At 64.4% G+C, this 18,896-nt stretch carries 14 protein-coding genes and 2 pseudogenes; 12 read left to right on the top strand and 4 right to left on the bottom strand.

Features of this window, described 5'->3' with window-relative positions; translation table 11 throughout:
* Positions 1-834: a DUF3313 domain-containing protein gene (locus tag ACSKB9_RS07090; protein ID WP_438072205.1), complete on the bottom strand. Its 834-nt coding sequence runs from the start codon at positions 832-834 to the stop codon at positions 1-3.
* A 204-nt stretch (positions 835-1,038) separates the two neighbouring features.
* Between ACSKB9_RS07090 and ACSKB9_RS07085 the strand changes: the two genes are divergently transcribed.
* The 8 genes from ACSKB9_RS07085 to ACSKB9_RS07050 all read left to right on the top strand — a co-directional run bounded on the left by ACSKB9_RS07085 (position 1,039) and on the right by ACSKB9_RS07050 (position 6,568).
* Entirely contained in the window at positions 1,039-1,785 is a 747-nt protein-coding gene (locus ACSKB9_RS07085; protein WP_438072203.1) for a response regulator, read from the top strand.
* Positions 1,782-2,294: a hypothetical protein gene (locus ACSKB9_RS07080; RefSeq protein WP_438072202.1), complete on the top strand. Its 513-nt coding sequence runs from the start codon at positions 1,782-1,784 to the stop codon at positions 2,292-2,294. Before ACSKB9_RS07085 ends, ACSKB9_RS07080 begins: the two co-directional genes overlap by 4 nt.
* 5 nt (positions 2,295-2,299) lie before the next feature.
* Positions 2,300-3,118: an ATP-binding protein gene (locus ACSKB9_RS07075; RefSeq protein WP_438072200.1), complete on the top strand. Its 819-nt coding sequence runs from the start codon at positions 2,300-2,302 to the stop codon at positions 3,116-3,118.
* Between the two features lie 335 nt (positions 3,119-3,453).
* Positions 3,454-3,645, top strand: a complete 192-nt coding sequence (gene secE, locus ACSKB9_RS07070) for a preprotein translocase subunit SecE (protein WP_028335448.1) — start codon at positions 3,454-3,456, stop codon at positions 3,643-3,645.
* A gap of 20 nt (positions 3,646-3,665) precedes the next feature.
* Positions 3,666-4,199, top strand: coding sequence for a transcription termination/antitermination protein NusG (nusG, locus tag ACSKB9_RS07065; protein ID WP_021081670.1), 534 nt, complete (start codon positions 3,666-3,668; stop codon positions 4,197-4,199).
* Between the two features lie 130 nt (positions 4,200-4,329).
* Positions 4,330-4,758, top strand: coding sequence for a 50S ribosomal protein L11 (gene rplK, locus ACSKB9_RS07060; protein ID WP_016840552.1), 429 nt, complete (start codon positions 4,330-4,332; stop codon positions 4,756-4,758).
* Positions 4,759-4,764: 6 nt separating this feature from the next.
* Entirely contained in the window at positions 4,765-5,457 is a 693-nt protein-coding gene (gene rplA, locus ACSKB9_RS07055; RefSeq protein ID WP_018272150.1) for a 50S ribosomal protein L1, read from the top strand.
* Positions 5,458-5,611: 154 nt separating this feature from the next.
* Complete coding sequence (locus ACSKB9_RS07050; protein WP_438072198.1) at positions 5,612-6,568, top strand: 2-hydroxyacid dehydrogenase; 957 nt, start codon at positions 5,612-5,614, stop codon at positions 6,566-6,568.
* An 8-nt stretch (positions 6,569-6,576) separates the two neighbouring features.
* On the opposite strand, the gene sigJ is transcribed toward ACSKB9_RS07050, so the two are convergent.
* The 3 genes from sigJ to ACSKB9_RS07035 are packed head-to-tail and all read right to left on the bottom strand — an operon-like array spanning position 6,577 to position 8,387.
* Complete coding sequence (gene sigJ, locus ACSKB9_RS07045) at positions 6,577-7,461, bottom strand: RNA polymerase sigma factor SigJ (RefSeq protein ID WP_438072196.1); 885 nt, start codon at positions 7,459-7,461, stop codon at positions 6,577-6,579.
* Complete coding sequence (locus ACSKB9_RS07040; RefSeq protein ID WP_438072195.1) at positions 7,439-7,984, bottom strand: hypothetical protein; 546 nt, start codon at positions 7,982-7,984, stop codon at positions 7,439-7,441. The genes sigJ and ACSKB9_RS07040 overlap by 23 nt, the downstream gene beginning before the upstream one ends.
* Entirely contained in the window at positions 7,977-8,387 is a 411-nt protein-coding gene (locus tag ACSKB9_RS07035; protein ID WP_438072193.1) for a hypothetical protein, read from the bottom strand. The genes ACSKB9_RS07040 and ACSKB9_RS07035 overlap by 8 nt, the downstream gene beginning before the upstream one ends.
* Before the next feature lie 585 nt (positions 8,388-8,972).
* On the opposite strand from ACSKB9_RS07035, the pseudogene rplJ reads away from it, so the two are divergent.
* The 4 genes and pseudogenes from rplJ to rpoC all read left to right on the top strand — a co-directional run bounded on the left by rplJ (position 8,973) and on the right by rpoC (position 18,815).
* Positions 8,973-9,492 (top strand): annotated as a pseudogene (gene rplJ / locus ACSKB9_RS07030) (50S ribosomal protein L10).
* Between the two features lie 52 nt (positions 9,493-9,544).
* Positions 9,545-9,925 (top strand): 50S ribosomal protein L7/L12, encoded by a 381-nt coding sequence (rplL, locus tag ACSKB9_RS07025; protein ID WP_028335453.1) that lies wholly within the window; start codon positions 9,545-9,547, stop codon positions 9,923-9,925.
* Between the two features lie 440 nt (positions 9,926-10,365).
* Positions 10,366-14,485, top strand: a pseudogene (gene rpoB, locus ACSKB9_RS07020) (DNA-directed RNA polymerase subunit beta).
* Positions 14,486-14,612: 127 nt separating this feature from the next.
* Positions 14,613-18,815 carry a DNA-directed RNA polymerase subunit beta' gene (gene rpoC / locus ACSKB9_RS07015; protein WP_057019552.1) on the top strand — a complete coding sequence of 1,401 codons (4,203 nt, stop codon included), beginning with the start codon at positions 14,613-14,615 and terminating at the stop codon, positions 18,813-18,815.
* Positions 18,816-18,896 lie beyond the last annotated feature (81 nt).

The following is an 18,896-nucleotide window of genomic DNA, read 5'->3' as shown; positions in this document are numbered from 1 at the left end:
CTATTGACCGGCTGTCGCCGGCGCCTTGTCCGACCATTCCGGCGGCAAACCAAGCTTGCCGGCGGCCATGCCGACCAGGCCGGGACTGCGGCCGAACGCCTCGCAGGCCGCGTATTTCGGCTTGCCGCCGAGCGTTGCGCCAATCTTGTCGAACGATGGCAGCTCCGGCGCCTTTCCGAATGGCGTCGCGCCGGTGACGACGAGCTTGCTGAAATCGTCGCTGAAGGAAGGGGCGAGATCGTAGGCGTCACCGGCGCTCGAGACCATCGGCGAGTTGGTGAAAGAATTCGCCCCGCGGGCCCAGATCATCGCCGCCTGCTGGCGGCTGGCCTGATCGCGCACCTCGGCTTCGACGGTCAGGCTGCCAAGCCCGACCGGCAACCGCGGCACCGGCACCGGCACGCCCGCGCCGAGCGCGCTCGGCAGGAAGCTGACCACCTTGGAAGTGCCCGCCGCGACCTCGTCGGTGGGCGCCGCCTGGGTGACAAGCGCGTGCAGGGACAGATCCGCAGGCTGATCGGGACCAACAACCTGCAGCCGCTCGCTCAGGCCGACGCACAGCGAACGATCGATCGCGTTGGCCACCAGGTGCCGCTGCTCCTGGGACAGCGTCGGCGACGCTGCCTGCGAGAAGGTCGTCGGGACGATCCGCACCGTCTTCGCAGCGAGGACCTCGTCCTTGTTGACGCGAACCAGCGATTTCGCCAGCACGCCGTCGGACGGCGTGAGATTGTCGTAGGATGCCAGTGACCCGCCCCGCGTCATCGGTGCGCTGGCACAGCCCGACAACAACGCCACCACAACCGCAGCGCCCGGCAGAAATTCGATTCTCATGTACCCCTCGAACGACCGCTCACCCCACGAACGATCGCACGTCACGATAGGGCAGGGCCGCCCGGGTCGGGATTAAGAGATATTAAGTCAGATGTAGCTCGCGAAACCGCGCGACCTATTTGAGCCACATTTGGCCGTGCAGGCTTAACAAAACGCTATATTTGCGCACTGCGCATCCGGGGCCGAGGCCTCTAAAATGCCGTGATGCAAATCCTGGAATACGACCTCGTGGCTTTCCCCGTCACCAACGCACGCATCCTCTGCGTCGAGGACGATGCCGATATCGCGCGCATGCTGGCCGAAGTGCTTGAGGACAACGGCTTCAGGCCGGTGCTGGTCGGCTCGGCCGTGGAGATGGATGCGCTGCTCAAGCGCGAGAGCTTTGATCTCGTCGTACTCGACGTGATGCTGCCGGGCGAGGATGGGCTGAGCATCTGCCGGCGCCTGCGCATGTCGTCTTCGATTCCGATCATCATGGTCACCGCGCGCGGCGAGGACATCGACCGCATCCTCGGCCTCGAGCTCGGTGCCGACGACTACGTCACCAAGCCATTCAATTCGCGCGAACTGGTCGCCCGCATCCGGGCGCTGCTGCGCCGCGTCGAGAGCGGCGCCACGTCGCGGTCACGGCCGCGTCCGCTGACCTTTGCCGGATGGCGCATCAACCCCACCACCCGTGAGCTGCATGACCCCGCGGGCGTCCGGATCACGCTGACCGGTGCCGAGTTCGATCTGCTGCTGGCGTTCTGCCGCAATCCTGGGCAGGTGCTGTCACGCGAGCAATTGATCGAGCAGGCCTTCGGCGGCCTGATCGCCTCAGTCGAGCGTAGCGTCGACGTTCATATCAGCCGCATCAGGCAGAAGATCGAACCGGATCCGAAGGACCGCTCGATTATCAAGACGGTGCGGCTCGGCGGCTACCTCTTCACGCCTGCGGTCGAGCAGATATGATGGGATGGGCGCAGCGGCTGATGCCGCGCAGCGTCGCTGCGCAACTCATGAGCCTCGTCGCGCTCTCGGAACTGATCGGCATCACGCTCGCGGCGGTGACCATCATTTTTCTGTTCGATTCTCCCTCGATCACCGACACGCAGAAGTTTCTTGCCGGGCGGGTCGCGGAGCTCACGCAGCTTGTGCGTTCCACGAAGACGCCGGCAGACGCGGATGAACTGCTGGCCGCAGCCAGGCGCGGCGGTCTCGACGTCAGGCGCGTCGCCTTGGGCGAACTGGTGCCTCGAACAGCCGCAGAGACGCGGTCGTTTTCCATGCGAGCGTTCCGGCAACTGGCTGCCGAGCCCGGAATTGAATTAATGGAGGATCTGCGCCATCCCGCAGGCTCGTCGTCACAGGTGATCGTGAGACTCGACGATGGCCACGCGCTGATGGCCGACGTTGCGTTCAAAGGCGGCCTTTGGTCTACTTTGCTCCGCCCGCTGGCCGGGGGACGATCATCGTGCTGATCTCGATGCTGCTGCTGTCGGTCTATGCGGTGCGTTGGGTGATCGCGCCGCTGGCCGACGTCGCGCGTGCCGCGACCTCGTTCGGCCGCTCGCCGCGGGCTCCCGAGGTGCTGCGCCGGCGCGGTCCGCTCGAGATCGCCCAGGTCGCCGACGCGCTGAACGACATGCGCACGCGTATCGCAGCGCTGCTCGACGACCGCACCCGCATGCTCGCCGCCATCAGTCATGACCTGCGGACGCCGCTGACCCGGCTCAGGCTGCGTACCGAGCGCGTCGGCGACGACACCCTGCGCCCGGCGATGCTGGGCGATATCGCCAAGATGACGCGCATGATCAACGAGACCCTGGAGTATCTGCGCGAGGATGCCCGCTCGGAGGCGGCGTCGTTCATCGACCTGCCGAGCTTCCTGCAGACCATCTGTTCGGACTTCGCCGACATGGGCCACGCGGTATCCTATGCTGGGACGGCGCGTCTGCCTTATGCCTGCCGGCCCCGCGCGCTGTCGCGCGCCGTCACCAATATCGTGGAGAATGCGGTCAAGCACGGCAGCAAGGTCGTGGTGACGCTTCGCCCCATGGAGGCCGGCCACATCGAGATCGAGGTGGCGGACGACGGTCCGGGCATCCCACCTGCGCTGCACGACAAGGTATTCGAGCCCTTCTTCAAGGCCGACAGCGCCCGGCAGGAGGGGGGCTTCGGGCTGGGGCTATCGATCGCGCAGGATATCGCCAAGCGCCATGGCGGCAGCATCGCGTTGAGGCTGCGGGAGCCGAGCGGACTGCTCGTATCGATGCTGCTGCCGCCAAAACCCGGCCTGGCCTAGAGGGGCGAGACCAACGACGCTGATCGCGCCAGGACGCCAGGGGATCGCAGGGCGCCGGCTAAGCCCTTGATTTGGAGAGACCAATGCCCGATCTGCCCGAACCGGGCGGAGCCGGACCCGACCCCGCCGACCTTGACGTTTGGCCGGTCTCGCAGTAGATACTCGCCACTCGCAGCCGGCCCGCTTTGATGGCGGATATCCGGCGCGGCCTAATTCCCCAAACATTCGAGCTCGTTTATCGGCTCAACCTTCCAAACGAGGGCTGGGTCCGCAAGGTCGGCTGTTCGGATTCCTTGAAACGTTGCAATCGTCCGGTAACGGACGCGGATCTCACGATGGCTTTCAGCCCGTTCAAATTCCTGCAGGAAGTGCGCTCGGAGACCGCCAAGGTCACCTGGCCGACGCGCCGCGAGACGACCATTACCACCATCATGGTGTTCGTGATGGTGGCGCTGGCCTCGGTCTTCTTCTTCGCCGCAGATCAGATCATCCGCTATCTGATTACCCTGATACTGGGCATCCACTGATGAGCATGGGAACTCAATTGATGGACAAGCGCTGGTACATCGTCCACGCCTATTCGAACTTCGAGAAGAAGGTTCAGGAATCGATCCGCGAGCAGGCCAAGCAGCGTGGGCTGGAAGAACTGTTCGAGCAGATTCTAGTGCCGACCGAGAAGGTCACCGAGGTGCGCCGCGGCCGCAAGATCGACGCCGAGCGCAAGTTCTTCCCGGGCTATGTGCTGGTGAAGATGAAGCTGACCGACGAGGCGTTCCATCTGATCAAGAACACCCCGAAGGTGACCGGCTTCCTCGGCGCGGAAAACAAGCCGATGCCGATCTCGGAAGCGGAGGCGATGCGGATCCTGCACCAGGTGCAGGAGGGCGTGGAGCGTCCGAAGGCGTCGGTGTCGTTCGAGATCGGCGAGAACGTGCGCGTGGCCGACGGCCCGTTCGCCTCGTTCTCCGGCGTGGTGGAAGAAATCGACGAGGCGCGCTCGCGCGTCAAGGTCGCGGTGTCGATCTTCGGCCGCGCGACGCCCGTGGAACTGGAATTCGGTCAGGTCGAAAAGGTGGTCTGACCGGACGGCGCGGGGTATATGCCTCGCGTCAAGTCGAGAGGCCGTGGGAGGGAGGAGGCGGTCGCCAGCCCCTTCAACCGAACCACGGAACCTGAAACCGCCGGCCCGTCCGGCACAACAGGAGTGATAAATGGCAAAGAAAGTGACCGGATACCTGAAGCTTCAGGTCCCGGCCGGTGCGGCGAATCCTTCGCCCCCGATCGGCCCCGCGCTTGGTCAGCGCGGCCTCAACATCATGGAGTTCTGCAAGGCGTTCAACGCGCAGACCCAGAAGGAAGAGAAGAACACCCCGATCCCGGTGATCATCACGATCTATGCGGACCGGTCCTTCACCTTCGAGATGAAGACCCCTCCGATGTCCTACTTCCTCAAGCAGGCCGCCAAGATCCAGTCCGGATCGAAGGCGCCGGGCCGTGACAAGGCCGGCCAGGTGACCAAGGCGCAGGTGCGCGAGATCGCCGAGAAGAAGATGAAGGACTTGAATTGCGACACCATCGAATCGGCCATGAAGATGGTCGAGGGCTCTGCCCGTTCGATGGGTCTGGAAGTTGCGGGGTAACGGGCCATGTCAATCGGAAAGCGTTTGAAGAAGGCCCGCGAGGGCGTCGATCGCGAGAAGCTCTATCCGCTCGCGGATGCCATCAAGATGGTCAAGGAGCGCGCCAAGTCGAAGTTCGACGAGACGATCGAGATCGCGATCAATCTCGGCGTCGACCCGCGCCACGCCGACCAGATGGTCCGCGGCGTCGTCAACCTGCCGAACGGAACCGGCCGGACGCTTCGCGTCGGCGTCTTCGCGCGCGGCGCCAAGGCTGAGGAAGCCAAGGCCGCCGGTGCCGACGTCGTCGGTGCCGAAGACCTGGTCGAGAAGGTGCAGGGCGGCGCGATCGATTTCGATCGTTGTATCGCCACGCCCGACATGATGCCCCTGGTCGGCCGCCTCGGTAAGGTGCTCGGTCCGCGCGGCATGATGCCGAACCCGAAGATCGGCACCGTGACCATGGACGTCACCAACGCCGTGAAGGGTGCCAAGGGCGGCTCGGTCGAGTTCCGCGTCGAGAAGGCCGGCATCGTGCAGGCTGGCATCGGCAAGGCCTCGTTCTCCGAGGACAAGCTGGTCGAGAACGTCAAGGCGCTCGCGGATGCGGTCTCCAAGGCGAAGCCGGCGGGCTCCAAGGGCACCTACATCCAGCGCGTGGCGGTTTCCTCCACCATGGGCCCGGGCGTGAAGGTCGAGCCGGGCACGATCCTCGGCTGAGATCCTTGGCCGTGACGAGATAAAGAGGGCGGGGCCGGGCAACCGGTTCCGCCCTTTGTTTTTGCCAAGGCGTTTTCAAGCGAAGTGGCTACCGGTTCGCGTAAAGAAAACGCGCCAAGACAAAATCTGAAGCCTCTCGCAAGAAAGAACAACAATGCCCGATAAGGTCCTGGTTTATTCACGCTTTCCCAAGGCCCAGCTGATCCGCTTCGGCGAGCGCTATGAGCTGCTGAACGCGGCGGGCAAGCGATTGGACGAAGCGTTTCCTGCGGCCGAGCTCGCCGATATCCGCGCCATGATCACCGCGGGCGGCACGGCGCTCGGCACGGAGGCCATGGACATGCTGCCGAAGCTCGGCGCGATCGTCTGCTACGGCACCGGCTATGACGGCGTCAATCTCGCCACGGCCGCCAGGCGCGGCATCGCGGTCGGCCACAGCCCGGGGGCCAATGCGGCCTCCGTCGCCGACACGGCAGTGACCTTGATGCTGGCGTCGGTGCGGCGGCTGCTGGTGGCTGACAAATACGTGCGGAGTGGAGACTGGGCCGGTGCAAAGCCGTCGCCGATGATGCGGCCGCAGGCCGGCATGCGCGGCCGCAAGGTCGGCGTCTACGGCATGGGCGAGATCGGCCGCAAGATCGCCGCCCGCGTCGCGGCCTTCGAGACCGAGGTCGGCTATTTCAGCCGCTCGAAGCACGAGGTGCCCTATCAATACTTTCCGACGCTAGAGGCGCTCGCCGATTGGTGCAGCGTGCTGCTGGTGGCCGTCCGCGCCGGCGCCGAGACCGAGCATGCGGTCAATGCCGACATCCTGCGCCGGCTCGGCAGCGACGGCTTCGTCGTCAACATCGCGCGCGGCTCGGTCGTCGATGAGACGGCGCTGGTCGCGGCGCTGACCGACGGCGTGATCGCCGGCGCCGGCCTCGACGTGTTCGCGAGGGAGCCGCATGCGCCCGATGCGCTGACCGCGTTGCCGAATGTGGTGCTGTCGCCGCATCTCGGCGGCCACACGCTGGAATCGCACGTCGCCATGCAGGATTGCGTGCTGGCCAATCTCGACGCGTTCTTCGCCGGCAAGCCGCTCGCCTATCCGGTGGCGACGGCGACCTGACCGGAGCTTCAGCTCCGGCGCGGCGCGTGACGCAGCTTGTCCGGGTTGCGGACGATGTAGATCGCCGCAATCCGGCCGGTCTCGCCGTCGATCGCCATGCTCAGCGTGTGGTCGACTTCGCCATCGAGGAAGATCAGCGCGCCCGCGCTGCCATTGACCATCATCGGTTCGACGCGAACCTCGCTGCCGGCGTTCTTGCCGGCGATGCCGGCGATGAAGCGGACGATCTTCTCTGCCCCCTTGATCGGCTTCAGCGCCGCCAGCTTGCGGCCGCCGCCGTCGGTGATCGCGATGGCATCCTCGCGCAGCAGGTTGGCGAGGGCGGAGACGTCGCCGCTGGCCGCGGCCTTGCAGAATGCCGTCAGCAGCCGTGCGTGGCCTTCGGGCGGCTCGACGGGAACAGGGCGGTTGTCGCGGACCGATCGGCGGGCGCGCGCGGCGAGCTGCCGGCAGGCCGCCTCGCTGCGCTCGAGGGTGCGGGCGACTTCCGCGAATGGCCGGTCGAACACGTCGTGCAGCAGGAACGCGGCGCGCTCGAGCGGCGTCAGCGCGTCGAGCGCCAGCATCAGCGCGAAGGAGAGATCGTCGGCGAGTTCCGTCGCCGCCTCGGCCGACAGCGCCTCGTCGAACACCGGCTCGGGCAACCAGGCGCCGACATAGAGCTCGCGCTGGGCGCGGGCGCTCTTCAGCCGGTCAAGACAAAGCCGGGTCACCACGGTGACGAGGAACGCCTCGGGATTGCGAACGTCGTCAGCCGCGGCGAAGCGCAGCCAGGCGTCCTGGACCACATCGTCGGCATCGCCGCGGCTGCCGAGCATGCGATAGGCAAGCCCGGTCAGCCGCGCCCGATACGGCGCGAGCGGGTCGCGCTCAGGCAGCCTGCTTGATGACATCGATCTGATGGCCGGCCACGGTCACGCGGCGACACTCCCTGGCATATCCCAGCGCCAGCTTCATCATGGGGAATATCCGGCCGATTTGTAGGGCCATGGCGAGGTCGATCACGCCTTTTTCGCCCCAGCGCGCGCGAACCGCGTCGCGGCAGGCGTCATCGTCGGCCGAGCGTTGCACGATGGCGTCGGCGAAGTGGAAGCCGAGCGCGGTGTCCGCGGTCATGGCGGCAACGTCACGTCGGAGCACGGCGGTGACCTGCTGTTCCGCCATTCCGGCTCCGATCGCCATGTCGACGACCAGTTGCGCACAGGGACCGCAATCTTCCGCCAGCGCGCCGGTGAGCTTGGCGGCATAGAAGGCCTCAACCGGCGCGACCGCGCGGTAGGCGGCGGCCTTCATCGCGCCGGCGAATTTGAAGAACGCGGCGGGCGATTCCTTCAGCATGATCTCGAGATAGGTGGTGTCGTAGCCGTAGCGCCTGGAATAGGCGCGCAGCATGCGGCGCGCGATGAAGCTACGCATGTCGTTCTCCTTGATTTGGCAGGGCGGAATAGAGGGCGAGCGCAGCGGGCAGGACGACCGCCACCAGATCGGATGCGGCATGGCGGTCGTGGCCGCCGGCGATCATCACGAGATGCAGCAGGCCGTGGCCGGCCAGGAACGCGGCGCTCGCGACCGCTGCCGGCCACCAGGCCGGCCACAAGGCTCGCGCCGCCAGGCCGAGCCCGGCCGCGATGAAGGCAATGCCGACGTCCTGGACAAAATGAGGGTTGAACGGACCGGTATCGGCGGCGCCGGGCACCAGCGACCACCAGAGGGAACCGGCCGACAGCATCACCAGCCCATTGGCGAGGTTGAAGAGGGCGAGAATTCCTGCAATCCATCGTTTCATGCGAGCCTCCAGCGCCCAGACGAGCGGCGGCATTGGAGCGTGACGCCGTCCGGGAAGAAATTTTTCGCTGGGCCGGGCAGGTCGCCGAACTGGTCTGAAATTTGCTCTTGGCAAGCAGGGCAGGACCGGCTACATAGCGCCTTCCGGGCGTGCTGGCACTTGCTGGCATGTCCGTGCTCGCAATCCGAAAACCTGAGATGATAGGAGATCATTCCTTTCCGCATGCCCGCAAGGATGCTCGAAAGGAAGGAGACCCATCGCCTTCAGAGGAATGAGAGCAGGGGCCTTCAGCGTGCTGAAGTGCCTCGATCCTGTCCAAGACTGCAGGCGCCCGCGAGAACTTAGTGTTTTCAACGGCTTAATCGCATGGCCTGCATAGACGGGTGAAGACCGGATTTTGCACTCCACGTCGCGATCAGTTCGCGGCCGGAGGCTGGTTTGGTTCGAACCTCGACAGCCCATGGCCGCAAGGCTCTGGGAGGGCAGGCTTCTAGATGTCGTCTTGCCCGGCATGTCCGAAGGGTCTTGCGCCCCAAGGATCAGGTTTAGGGCGGGACGATGGGTGCAACCCGGCGGTCCTGCCTTCGCGGAAAGGCCGCCAACCGGAAAGAGCTTGCTGTGGAACGAGCGGCAAAAAAAGAGTTGGTCGAACAACTTAACGAGGTCTTCAAGACCACGTCGGTTGCGATCGTTGCTCACTATTCCGGCCTCACCGTGGCCCAGATGCAGAAGCTGCGCATGCAGATGAAGCAGGCGGGCGCGTCGGTGAAGGTCTCGAAGAACCGTCTCGCCAAAATTGCTCTTGAAGGCACTGACGTCGCTGCCATCGGCTCCCTGCTGAAGGGGCCGACCGTGATCGCTACTTCGAACGATCCGGTTGCGGCGCCAAAGGTTGCCATCGAATTCGCCAAGGCGAACGAGAAGTTCGTCATCCTCGGCGGCTCGATGGGTAAAACCGTCCTGAATGTCGACAGCGTGAAGGCGCTTGCCTCACTGCCGTCGCTCGAACGAACTGCGCGGCAAGATCGTTGGCCTCCTCGTGGCGCCGGCGACCAAGCTTGCTCAGCTCTCCAACGCGCCCGCGGCCAAGCTCGCACGCGTCATTCAGGCTCATGCCTCAAAGGGCGAAGCGGCCTGACCCTTCGCTAATCTCAAACCTGGTTCGAACCAAACGTTTAAGGAACTGAACAATGGCTGACTTGCAGAAAATCGTCGACGACCTCTCGAGCCTCACCGTGCTCGAAGCGGCCGAACTGGCCAAGCTCCTCGAAGAAAAGTGGGGCGTGTCCGCCGCGGCCGCCGTTGCGGTTGCCGGCCCGGCTGCTGGTGGTGGCGGTGCCGCTGCTCCGGCTGAAGAGAAGACCGACTTCACCGTCGTGCTGGCTGGGGCCGGCGACAAGAAGATCGAAGTCATCAAGGAAGTCCGCGCCATCACCGGCCTGGGCCTGAAGGAAGCCAAGGACCTCGTCGAAGGCGCTCCGAAGCCCGTCAAGGAAGGCGTCAACAAGGAAGAAGCCGACAAGATCAAGGCCCAGCTCGAGAAGGCTGGCGCCAAGGTCGAGCTCAAGTAATGCGCGATCCGGGAGCGCCGCAGGGCGCTCCCGGGCCATGCAAACGGCGTGCGACAGGTTGTCGCGTGGCGCGCCGGACACAAAAAGTGTGGGGATCCGTGGACTTAACCCTCGAATCTCCTTTATTGCCATCCCATATCGGGTTGGCAGCGGAAAAACACGGTAGGCGGCGGGGACGGCAGGGTCCCTGGCGGAAGCCGTTGGGAGACAGTCAGATTTCGGGCTTTTTCAGTCCGTAAAGCGGAGCGTTTGGACGAGCGGGTGCAGTGATGCGCCCCGCGCGTTGTTTTGCGTTTTGGAGGTGGTCGGGGCCGGGACGGGGATTTAATTCCTGACTTTGCGCTTCGTTCCTTCGAGACGATTCGAAATTCAACCCGGGGCCGATGGCAGTCGCTCCCGGAAGGTTCGCCCCACAAAGGCGACGAAAATGAGAGGCCACGATGGCGCAGCAGACATTCACCGGTCGCAAACGCGTACGCAAGTTTTTCGGTCACATCAAGGAAGTCGCCGAGATGCCGAACCTCATCGAGGTTCAAAAGGCGTCCTATGACCAGTTCCTGATGGTCGACGAGCCGACCGGCGGTCGGCTCGACGAGGGCCTGCAGGCGGTGTTCCGCTCGGTGTTTCCGATCTCGGATTTCTCCGGTACCTCGATGCTCGAATTCGTCCGCTACGAGTTCGAACAGCCGAAATATGACGTCGACGAGTGCCGCCAGCGCGGCATGACCTTCGCTGCGCCGCTCAAGGTGACGCTGCGCCTCATCGTGTTCGATATCGACGAGGAAACCGGCGCCAAGTCGGTGAAGGACATCAAGGAGCAGGACGTCTACATGGGCGATATCCCGCTCATGACGATGAACGGCACCTTCGTCGTCAACGGCACCGAGCGCGTCATCGTCTCGCAGATGCACCGTTCGCCGGGCGTGTTCTTCGACCACGACAAGGGCAAGACCCATTCGTCCGGCAAGCTGCTGTTTGCCGCGCGCGTGATTCCGTATCGCGGTTCCTGGCTCGACATCGAGTTCGACGCCAAGGACATCGTGTTCGCGCGCATCGACCGCCGCCGCAAGCTGCCCGTGACCTCGCTGATGTACGCGCTCGGTCTCGACGGCGAGCAGATCCTGTCGACCTTCTACAAGAAGATCACCTACAAGCGGACCAAGGACGGATGGCGCGTGCCGTTCGATGCCAACCGCTTCCGCGGCTATTCGACCGTCAACGACCTGATCGACGCCGACACCGGCAAGGTGGTGCTCGAGGCCGGCAAGAAGCTGACCGTGCGCCAGGCGCGCCAGCTTCAGGAGAAGGGCCTGAAGGCGCTGCGCATGTCGGACGAGGAACTCGTCGGCAACTATCTCGCCGAGGATCTCGTCAACCCGAAGACCGGTGAGATCTACGCCGAAGCCGGCGAGGAGATCACCGAGAAGTCGCTCAAGGTGCTGAACGAGCAGGGTTACAAGGACCTGCCGCTGCTCGACATCGACCACGTCAATGTCGGCGCCTACATCCGCAACACGCTGTCTGCCGACAAGAACATGACGCGCGAGGACGCGCTGTTCGACATCTACCGCGTGATGCGTCCGGGCGAGCCGCCGACGCTGGATTCGGCGCAGGCGATGTTCCAGTCGCTGTTCTTCGACGCCGAGCGCTACGACCTTTCCGCGGTCGGCCGCGTCAAGATGAACATGCGCCTCGAGCTCGATGCGCCCGATACCCATCGCACGCTGCGCAAGGAAGACATCCTGGCGGTCATCAAGACGCTGGTCGACCTGCGCGACGGCAAGGGCGAGATCGACGACATCGACCACCTCGGCAACCGCCGGGTGCGCTCGGTCGGCGAGCTCATGGAGAACCAGTACCGGATCGGCCTGCTCCGCATGGAGCGCGCGATCAAGGAGCGCATGTCGAGCGTCGATATCGACACCGTGATGCCGCAGGACCTGATCAACGCCAAGCCCGCGGCTGCCGCGGTGCGCGAGTTCTTCGGCTCCTCGCAGCTGTCGCAGTTCATGGACCAGACCAACCCGCTGTCGGAGATCACCCACAAGCGGCGCCTGTCGGCGCTTGGCCCGGGCGGCCTGACCCGCGAGCGCGCCGGCTTCGAAGTCCGCGACGTGCATCCGACGCATTACGGCCGCATCTGCCCGATCGAAACGCCGGAAGGTCCGAACATCGGCCTGATCAACTCGCTGGCGACGTTCGCGCGCGTCAACAAGTACGGCTTCGTCGAGACGCCCTATCGCAAGATCAAGGACGGCCGGGTCACCGACGAGGTGATCTATCTGTCGGCGATGGAAGAGGGTCGCTACCGCGTCGCGCAGGCCAACGTGCCGCTCGATGCCAAGGGCCGCTTCACCGACGACCTCGTGGTCTGCCGTCACGCCGGCGAAGTGCTGCCGGTGACGCCGGACAAGGTCGACTACATGGACGTGTCGCCGAAGCAGCTGGTTTCGGTCGCCGCGGCGCTGATCCCGTTCCTCGAGAACGACGACGCCAACCGCGCGCTGATGGGCTCGAACATGCAGCGCCAGGCGGTGCCGCTGGTTCGCGCCGAGGCGCCGTTCGTCGGCACCGGCATGGAAGGCGTGGTCGCCCGTGACTCGGGCGCGGCGATTGCCGCGCGCCGCTCCGGCGTGATCGACCAGATCGACGCCACCCGCGTCGTGATCCGCGCCACCGAGGATCTCGATCCGACCAAGTCGGGCGTCGATATCTACCGGCTGATGAAGTACCAGCGCTCCAACCAGTCGACCTGCATCAACCAGCGTCCGCTGGTGAAGGTCGGCGACATCGTCAAGAAGGGCGACATCATCGCCGACGGTCCGTCGACCGATCTCGGCGAGCTCGCGCTCGGCCGCAACGTGCTGGTCGCGTTCATGCCGTGGAACGGCTACAACTTCGAAGACTCGATCCTGCTCTCCGAGCGGATCGTGAAGGACGACGTCTTCACCTCGATTCACATCGAAGAGTTCGAGGTGATGGCCCGCGACACCAAGCTCGGTCCTGAGGAAATTACCCGCGACATTCCGAACGTCTCGGAAGAAGCGCTGAAGAACCTCGACGAAGCCGGTATCGTCTATATCGGTGCGGAAGTCCGCGCCGGCGACATCCTGGTCGGCAAGATCACGCCGAAGGGCGAGAGCCCGATGACGCCGGAAGAGAAGCTGCTGCGCGCCATCTTCGGCGAGAAGGCCTCCGACGTCCGCGACACCTCGCTGCGCGTGCCTCCGGGCGTGCAGGGCACCATCGTGGAAGTCCGCGTGTTCAACCGCCACGGCGTCGACAAGGACGAGCGTGCGCTGGCGATCGAGCGCGAGGAGATCGAGCGTCTGGCCAAGGACCGCGACGACGAGCAGGCGATCCTGGACCGCAACGTCTACAACCGCCTCGCCGAGCTGCTGGAGAACCGCCAGGGCATCGCCGGCCCGAAGGGCTTCAAGAAGGATACCAAGATCACCCGCGCGGTGCTCGACGAGTATCCGAAGTCGCAGTGGTGGCTGTTCGCCTCGCCGAACGACAAGCTGATGGCCGAGATCGAGGCCATGCGGAAGCAGTACGACGAGTTCGAAGAAGGGCCTCGAGCAGCGCTTCCTCGACAAGGTCGAGAAGCTGCAGCGTGGCGACGAGCTGCCGCCCGGCGTGATGAAGATGGTCAAGGTCTTCGTCGCGGTGAAGCGCAAGATCCAGCCCGGCGACAAGATGGCCGGCCGTCACGGCAACAAGGGTGTGGTGTCGAAGATCGTGCCGATCGAGGACATGCCGTTCCTCGAGGACGGAACGCACGCCGACATCGTGCTCAATCCGCTCGGCGTGCCTTCGCGCATGAACGTCGGTCAGATCCTTGAGACCCATCTCGGTTGGGCCTGCGCCGGCCTCGGCAAGCGCATCGGGCAGACCATCGACGCCTATTATCACAAGCAGGATCTCAAGCCGCTGCGCGAGACCCTGAAGAAGATCTACGGCGAGGATGAAACTATCAAGTCGCTGAACGACAACGAGCTGGTCGAACTCGGCCGCAATCTGAGCCACGGCGTGCCGATCGCAACGCCGGTGTTCGACGGCGCCAAGGAAGCCGACATCGAGGAGATGCTGAAGCTCGCGGGCTTCGACGCCTCTGGCCAGTCGACCGTTTATGACGGCCGTACCGGTGATCAGTTCGATCGTAAGGTGACGATGGGCTACATCTACATGCTCAAGCTGCACCATCTCGTGGACGACAAGATCCACGCGCGTTCGATCGGTCCGTACTCGCTCGTCACCCAGCAGCCGCTGGGCGGCAAGGCGCAGTTCGGCGGCCAGCGCTTCGGCGAAATGGAGGTCTGGGCGCTGGAAGCCTACGGCGCCGCCTACACGCTGCAGGAGATGCTGACCGTGAAGTCGGACGACGTCGCCGGCCGTACCAAGGTGTACGAGGCGATCGTGCGCGGCGACGACACCTTCGAGGCCGGTATTCCGGAATCGTTCAACGTGCTGGTCAAGGAAATGCGCTCGCTCGGCCTCAACGTCGACCTGCACAATTCCAAGGTGGGACCGGCGTCGACGTCGGAAGCGGCCGAGTAACGCTGTGATCATGCCCGGCGCCAAACGCGCCGGGCCTTCGCACTCCGCTCGGACGTTGGGCGGGGCGCGCGCTGAATAAAAGTTTCGAATTTGCTGCCGGTGACGATCGGCACGCGAGGAGAAGACCATGAATCAAGAGATTATGAATCTTTTCAATCCGACGACCCCGGCCCAGGTCTTCGACCAGATCCGGATTTCGATCGCGTCTCCGGAGAAGATTCTGTCCTGGTCCTACGGCGAGATCAAGAAGCCGGAGACCATCAACTACCGCACCTTCAAGCCGGAGCGTGACGGCCTGTTCTGCGCGCGCATCTTCGGGCCGATCAAGGACTACGAGTGCTTGTGCGGCAAGTACAAGCGGATGAAGTACAAGGGCATCATCTGCGAGAAGTGCTCGGTCGAGGTGACGCTGTCGCGCGTCCGGCGCGAGCGCATGGGCCATATCGAGCTGGCGGCGCCGGTCGCCCACATCTGGTTCCTGAAGTCGCTGCCCTCGCGCATCGGCCTCCTGCTCGACATGACGCTGAAGGATCTCGAGCGGATCCTGTACTTCGAATACTACGTCGTGCTCGAGCCGGGTCTCACCGCGCTGAAGGACCGTCAGCTGCTGTCGGAAGACGAGTATCTGAAGGCGCAGGACGAGTACGGCCAGGATTCCTTCACCGCCATGATCGGCGCCGAGGCGATCCGCGAGCTGCTCAAGGGGCTCGAGCTCGAGAAGCTCGAGGCGACGCTGCGTGCCGACATGGCGGAGACCGACTCCGACATCAAGCACAAGAAGCTCGCCAAGCGTCTGAAGATCGTCGAGGCTTTCCGCGTTTCCGGCAACAAGCCGGAATGGATGATCATGACGGTCGTGCCGGTGATTCCGCCGGACCTGCGTCCGCTGGTGCCGCTCGACGGTGGCCGGTTTGCGACCTCGGACCTCAACGACCTGTACCGCCGCGTCATCAACCGCAACAACCGCCTGAAGCGGCTGATGGAGCTGCGTGCGCCCGACATCATCATCCGCAACGAAAAGCGCATGCTGCAGGAGGCCGTCGACGCACTGTTCGACAACGGCCGCCGCGGCCGCGTCATCACCGGCGCCAACAAGCGTCCGCTGAAGTCGCTCGCCGACATGCTGAAGGGCAAGCAGGGCCGGTTCCGCCAGAACCTGCTCGGCAAGCGCGTCGACTATTCCGGCCGTTCGGTGATCGTGGTCGGTCCCGAGCTGCGCCTGCATCAGTGCGGCCTGCCGAAGAAAATGGCGCTCGAGCTGTTCAAGCCGTTCATCTACTCGCGGCTCGACGCCAAGGGTCTGTCCACCACGGTGAAGCAGGCCAAGAAGCTGGTCGAGAAGGAGCGTCCGGAGGTCTGGGATATCCTCGACGAGGTGATCCGCGAGCATCCGGTGCTGCTCAACCGCGCGCCGACGCTGCATCGCCTGGGCATCCAGGCGTTCGAGCCGGTGCTGATCGAAGGCAAGGCGATCCAGCTGCATCCGCTGGTCTGCGCCGCCTTCAACGCCGACTTCGACGGCGACCAGATGGCCGTGCACGTTCCGCTGTCGCTCGAAGCGCAGCTGGAAGCGCGCGTCCTGATGATGTCGACCAACAACATCCTGCATCCGGCGAACGGCCAGCCGATCATCGTGCCGTCGCAGGACATCGTGCTCGGCCTCTACTACGTCTCGATCATGCGCGAAGGCCTGCCCGGCGAGGGCAAGATCTTCGGCGACATGGCCGAGCTCGAGCACGCCCTGCATTCGAAGGTCATCCACCTCCACACCAAGATCAAGTACCGGTGGGAAGGCCTCGACGAGGAAGGCAAGCACTCCAAGCGCTGGATCGAAACCACCGCGGGCCGCGTCATGCTCGGCAACCTGCTGCCGAAGAACCCGAAGATCTCGTACGACATCATCAACAAGCTGATGACCAAGCGCGAGATTTCCGGCGTGATCGATCAGGTCTACCGGCACTGCGGTCAGAAGGAGACGGTGATCTTCTGCGACCGCATCATGGCGCTCGGCTTCTACAACGCCTTCAAGGCGGGCATCTCGTTCGGCAAGGACGACATGGTCGTGCCGGCGTCGAAGTGGAAGATCGTGGATCAGACCCGTACGCTGGCGAAGGATTTCGAGCAGCAGTACAATGACGGCCTGATCACCCATGGCGAGAAGTACAACAAGGTCGTCGACGCATGGTCGAAGGCCGGTGAAGAAGTCGCCAAGGCGATGATGAAGGAGATCTCGTCCACCAAGAAGACGGCGGCGGGCGCGGATGCCGACATCAACTCGATCTACATGATGGCGCACTCCGGTGCGCGTGGTTCGCCGGCCCAGATGCGCCAGCTCGCCGGCATGCGCGGCCTGATGGCCAAGCCGTCGGGCGAGATCATCGAGACGCCGATCATTTCCAACTTCAAGGAAGGTCTGTCGGTGCTCGAGTACTTCAACTCGACCCACGGCGCCCGCAAGGGCCTCGCGGACACCGCGTTGAAGACCGCGAACTCGGGCTACCTGACCCGCCGTCTGGTCGACGTCGCGCAGGACTGCATCATCACGCAGACCGACTGCGGCACCACGCTCGGCATCAAGATGCGCGCCATCGTCGACGCCGGCACCGTGGTCGCCTCGCTCGGCTCGCGCATCCTGGGCCGCGTGGCCTGCGATGACGTGCGCGATCCCGCCACCAACGAGGTCGTCATCAAGCGTGACACCTTGATGGAGGAGAGCCACGTCGACGCGATCCAGCAGGCCGGCATCCAGGAAGTGAAGATCCGCTCGGCGCTGACCTGCGAGCTGATCAACGGCATCTGCGCCAAGTGCTACGGCCGCGACCTGGCCCGCGGCACCCCGGTCAACCACGGTGAGGCCGTCGGCGTCATCGCGGCACAATCGATCGGTGAGCCCGGCACGCAGCTGACGATGCGCACGTTCCACATCGGCGGCGCCGCGCAGCTCAACGAGCAGTCGTTCGTCGAATCGAACTTCGACGGCAAGATCGTGATCAAGAACAAGGCGATCGCCCGCAACAGCGAAGGCAGCCTGATCGCGATGGTGCGCAACATGGTCGTTGCGATCGTCGATGCCGACGGCACCGAGCGTGCGACCCACCGTATTCAGTACGGTTCGAAGATGCACGTCGACGAAGGCGATATGGTCAAGCGCGGCCAGCGCATCGCCGAGTGGGATCCCTATACCCGCCCGGTGCTGAGCGAGGTCGAGGGCACGATCGGTTTCGAGGATCTGGTCGAAGGCCAGTCGATCTCGGAAACGCTCGACGAATCGACCGGTATCGCCAAGCGCGTGGTCATCGACTGGCGCACGACGCGCGGCGGTTCGGACCTGCGTCCGGCCATCGTGGTCAAGGGCAAGGACGGCAAGGTGATGAAGCTCGCGCGTGGCGGCGATGCCCGCTACATGCTGTCGGTCGACGCCATTCTGTCGGTCGACACCGGCGGGAAGGTGATGCCGGGCGACATCCTGGCGCGTATCTCGACCGAGAGCGCCAAGACGCGTGACATCACCGGCGGTCTGCCGCGGGTGGCGGAACTGTTCGAGGCTCGCAAGCCGAAGGATGCGGCGATCATCGCGGAGACCGCGGGAACGATCCGCTTCGGCCGCGACTACAAGAACAAGCGCCGCATCTCGATCGAGCCGATGGACAAGACCGAGGAGCCGCGCGAGTACCTGATCCCGAAGGGCAAGCACATCCACCTTCAGGACGGCGACATCGTCGAAAAGGGCGATTTCATCGTCGAAGGCAATCCGGCGCCGCACGACATCCTGGCGATCAAGGGCATCGAGGAACTCGCTGCCTATCTGGTCAACGAAATCCAGGAGGTCTACCGGTTGCAGGGCGTGCTCATCAACGACAAGCACATCGAGGTGATTGTCCGTCAGATGCTGCAGAAGGTCGAGGTCACCGATCAGGGCGACACCGACATGATCTCGGGCGAGCAGGTCGACAAGATCGAGTTCGACGCGCTCAACACCAAGGCCAAGGAGGAGGGCAAGAAGCCCGCCACGGGTACGCCGGTTCTGCTCGGCATCACCAAGGCGAGCCTGCAGACCCGCTCCTTCTTCTCGGCGGCGTCGTTCCAGGAGACCACGCGCGTGCTCACCGAAGCTGCCGTCAACGGCAAGGTGGACCCGCTCGAGGGCCTCAAGGAGAACGTCATTGTCGGCCGCCTGATCCCGGCCGGCACCGGCGCCTCGATGGCGCGGATCCGCGAGGTCGCGGTCAAGCGCGACAAGCTGATCCTCGACGAGCGCGAGAAGCAGCAGGCGGCGATCGTGCCGACGGCTCCGGAAGCGGAGCCGCTGGCGCTGCCGCCCGCCGAATAGGCATCCGCAAGACTACGGGTATGGCGAGAAGGCCGGCGTTTAGCCGGCCTTTTTGCTGCTTTCTTTGCTTGCTGCGGTGCA

This window comes from Bradyrhizobium sp. BR 1433 (assembly GCF_051547665.1).
Classification (GTDB): Bacteria; Pseudomonadota; Alphaproteobacteria; order Rhizobiales; family Xanthobacteraceae; genus Bradyrhizobium; species Bradyrhizobium australafricanum.
The sequence above is the reverse complement of the archived record's forward strand: the minus strand, read 5'-3'. Positions and strand labels throughout refer to the sequence as shown.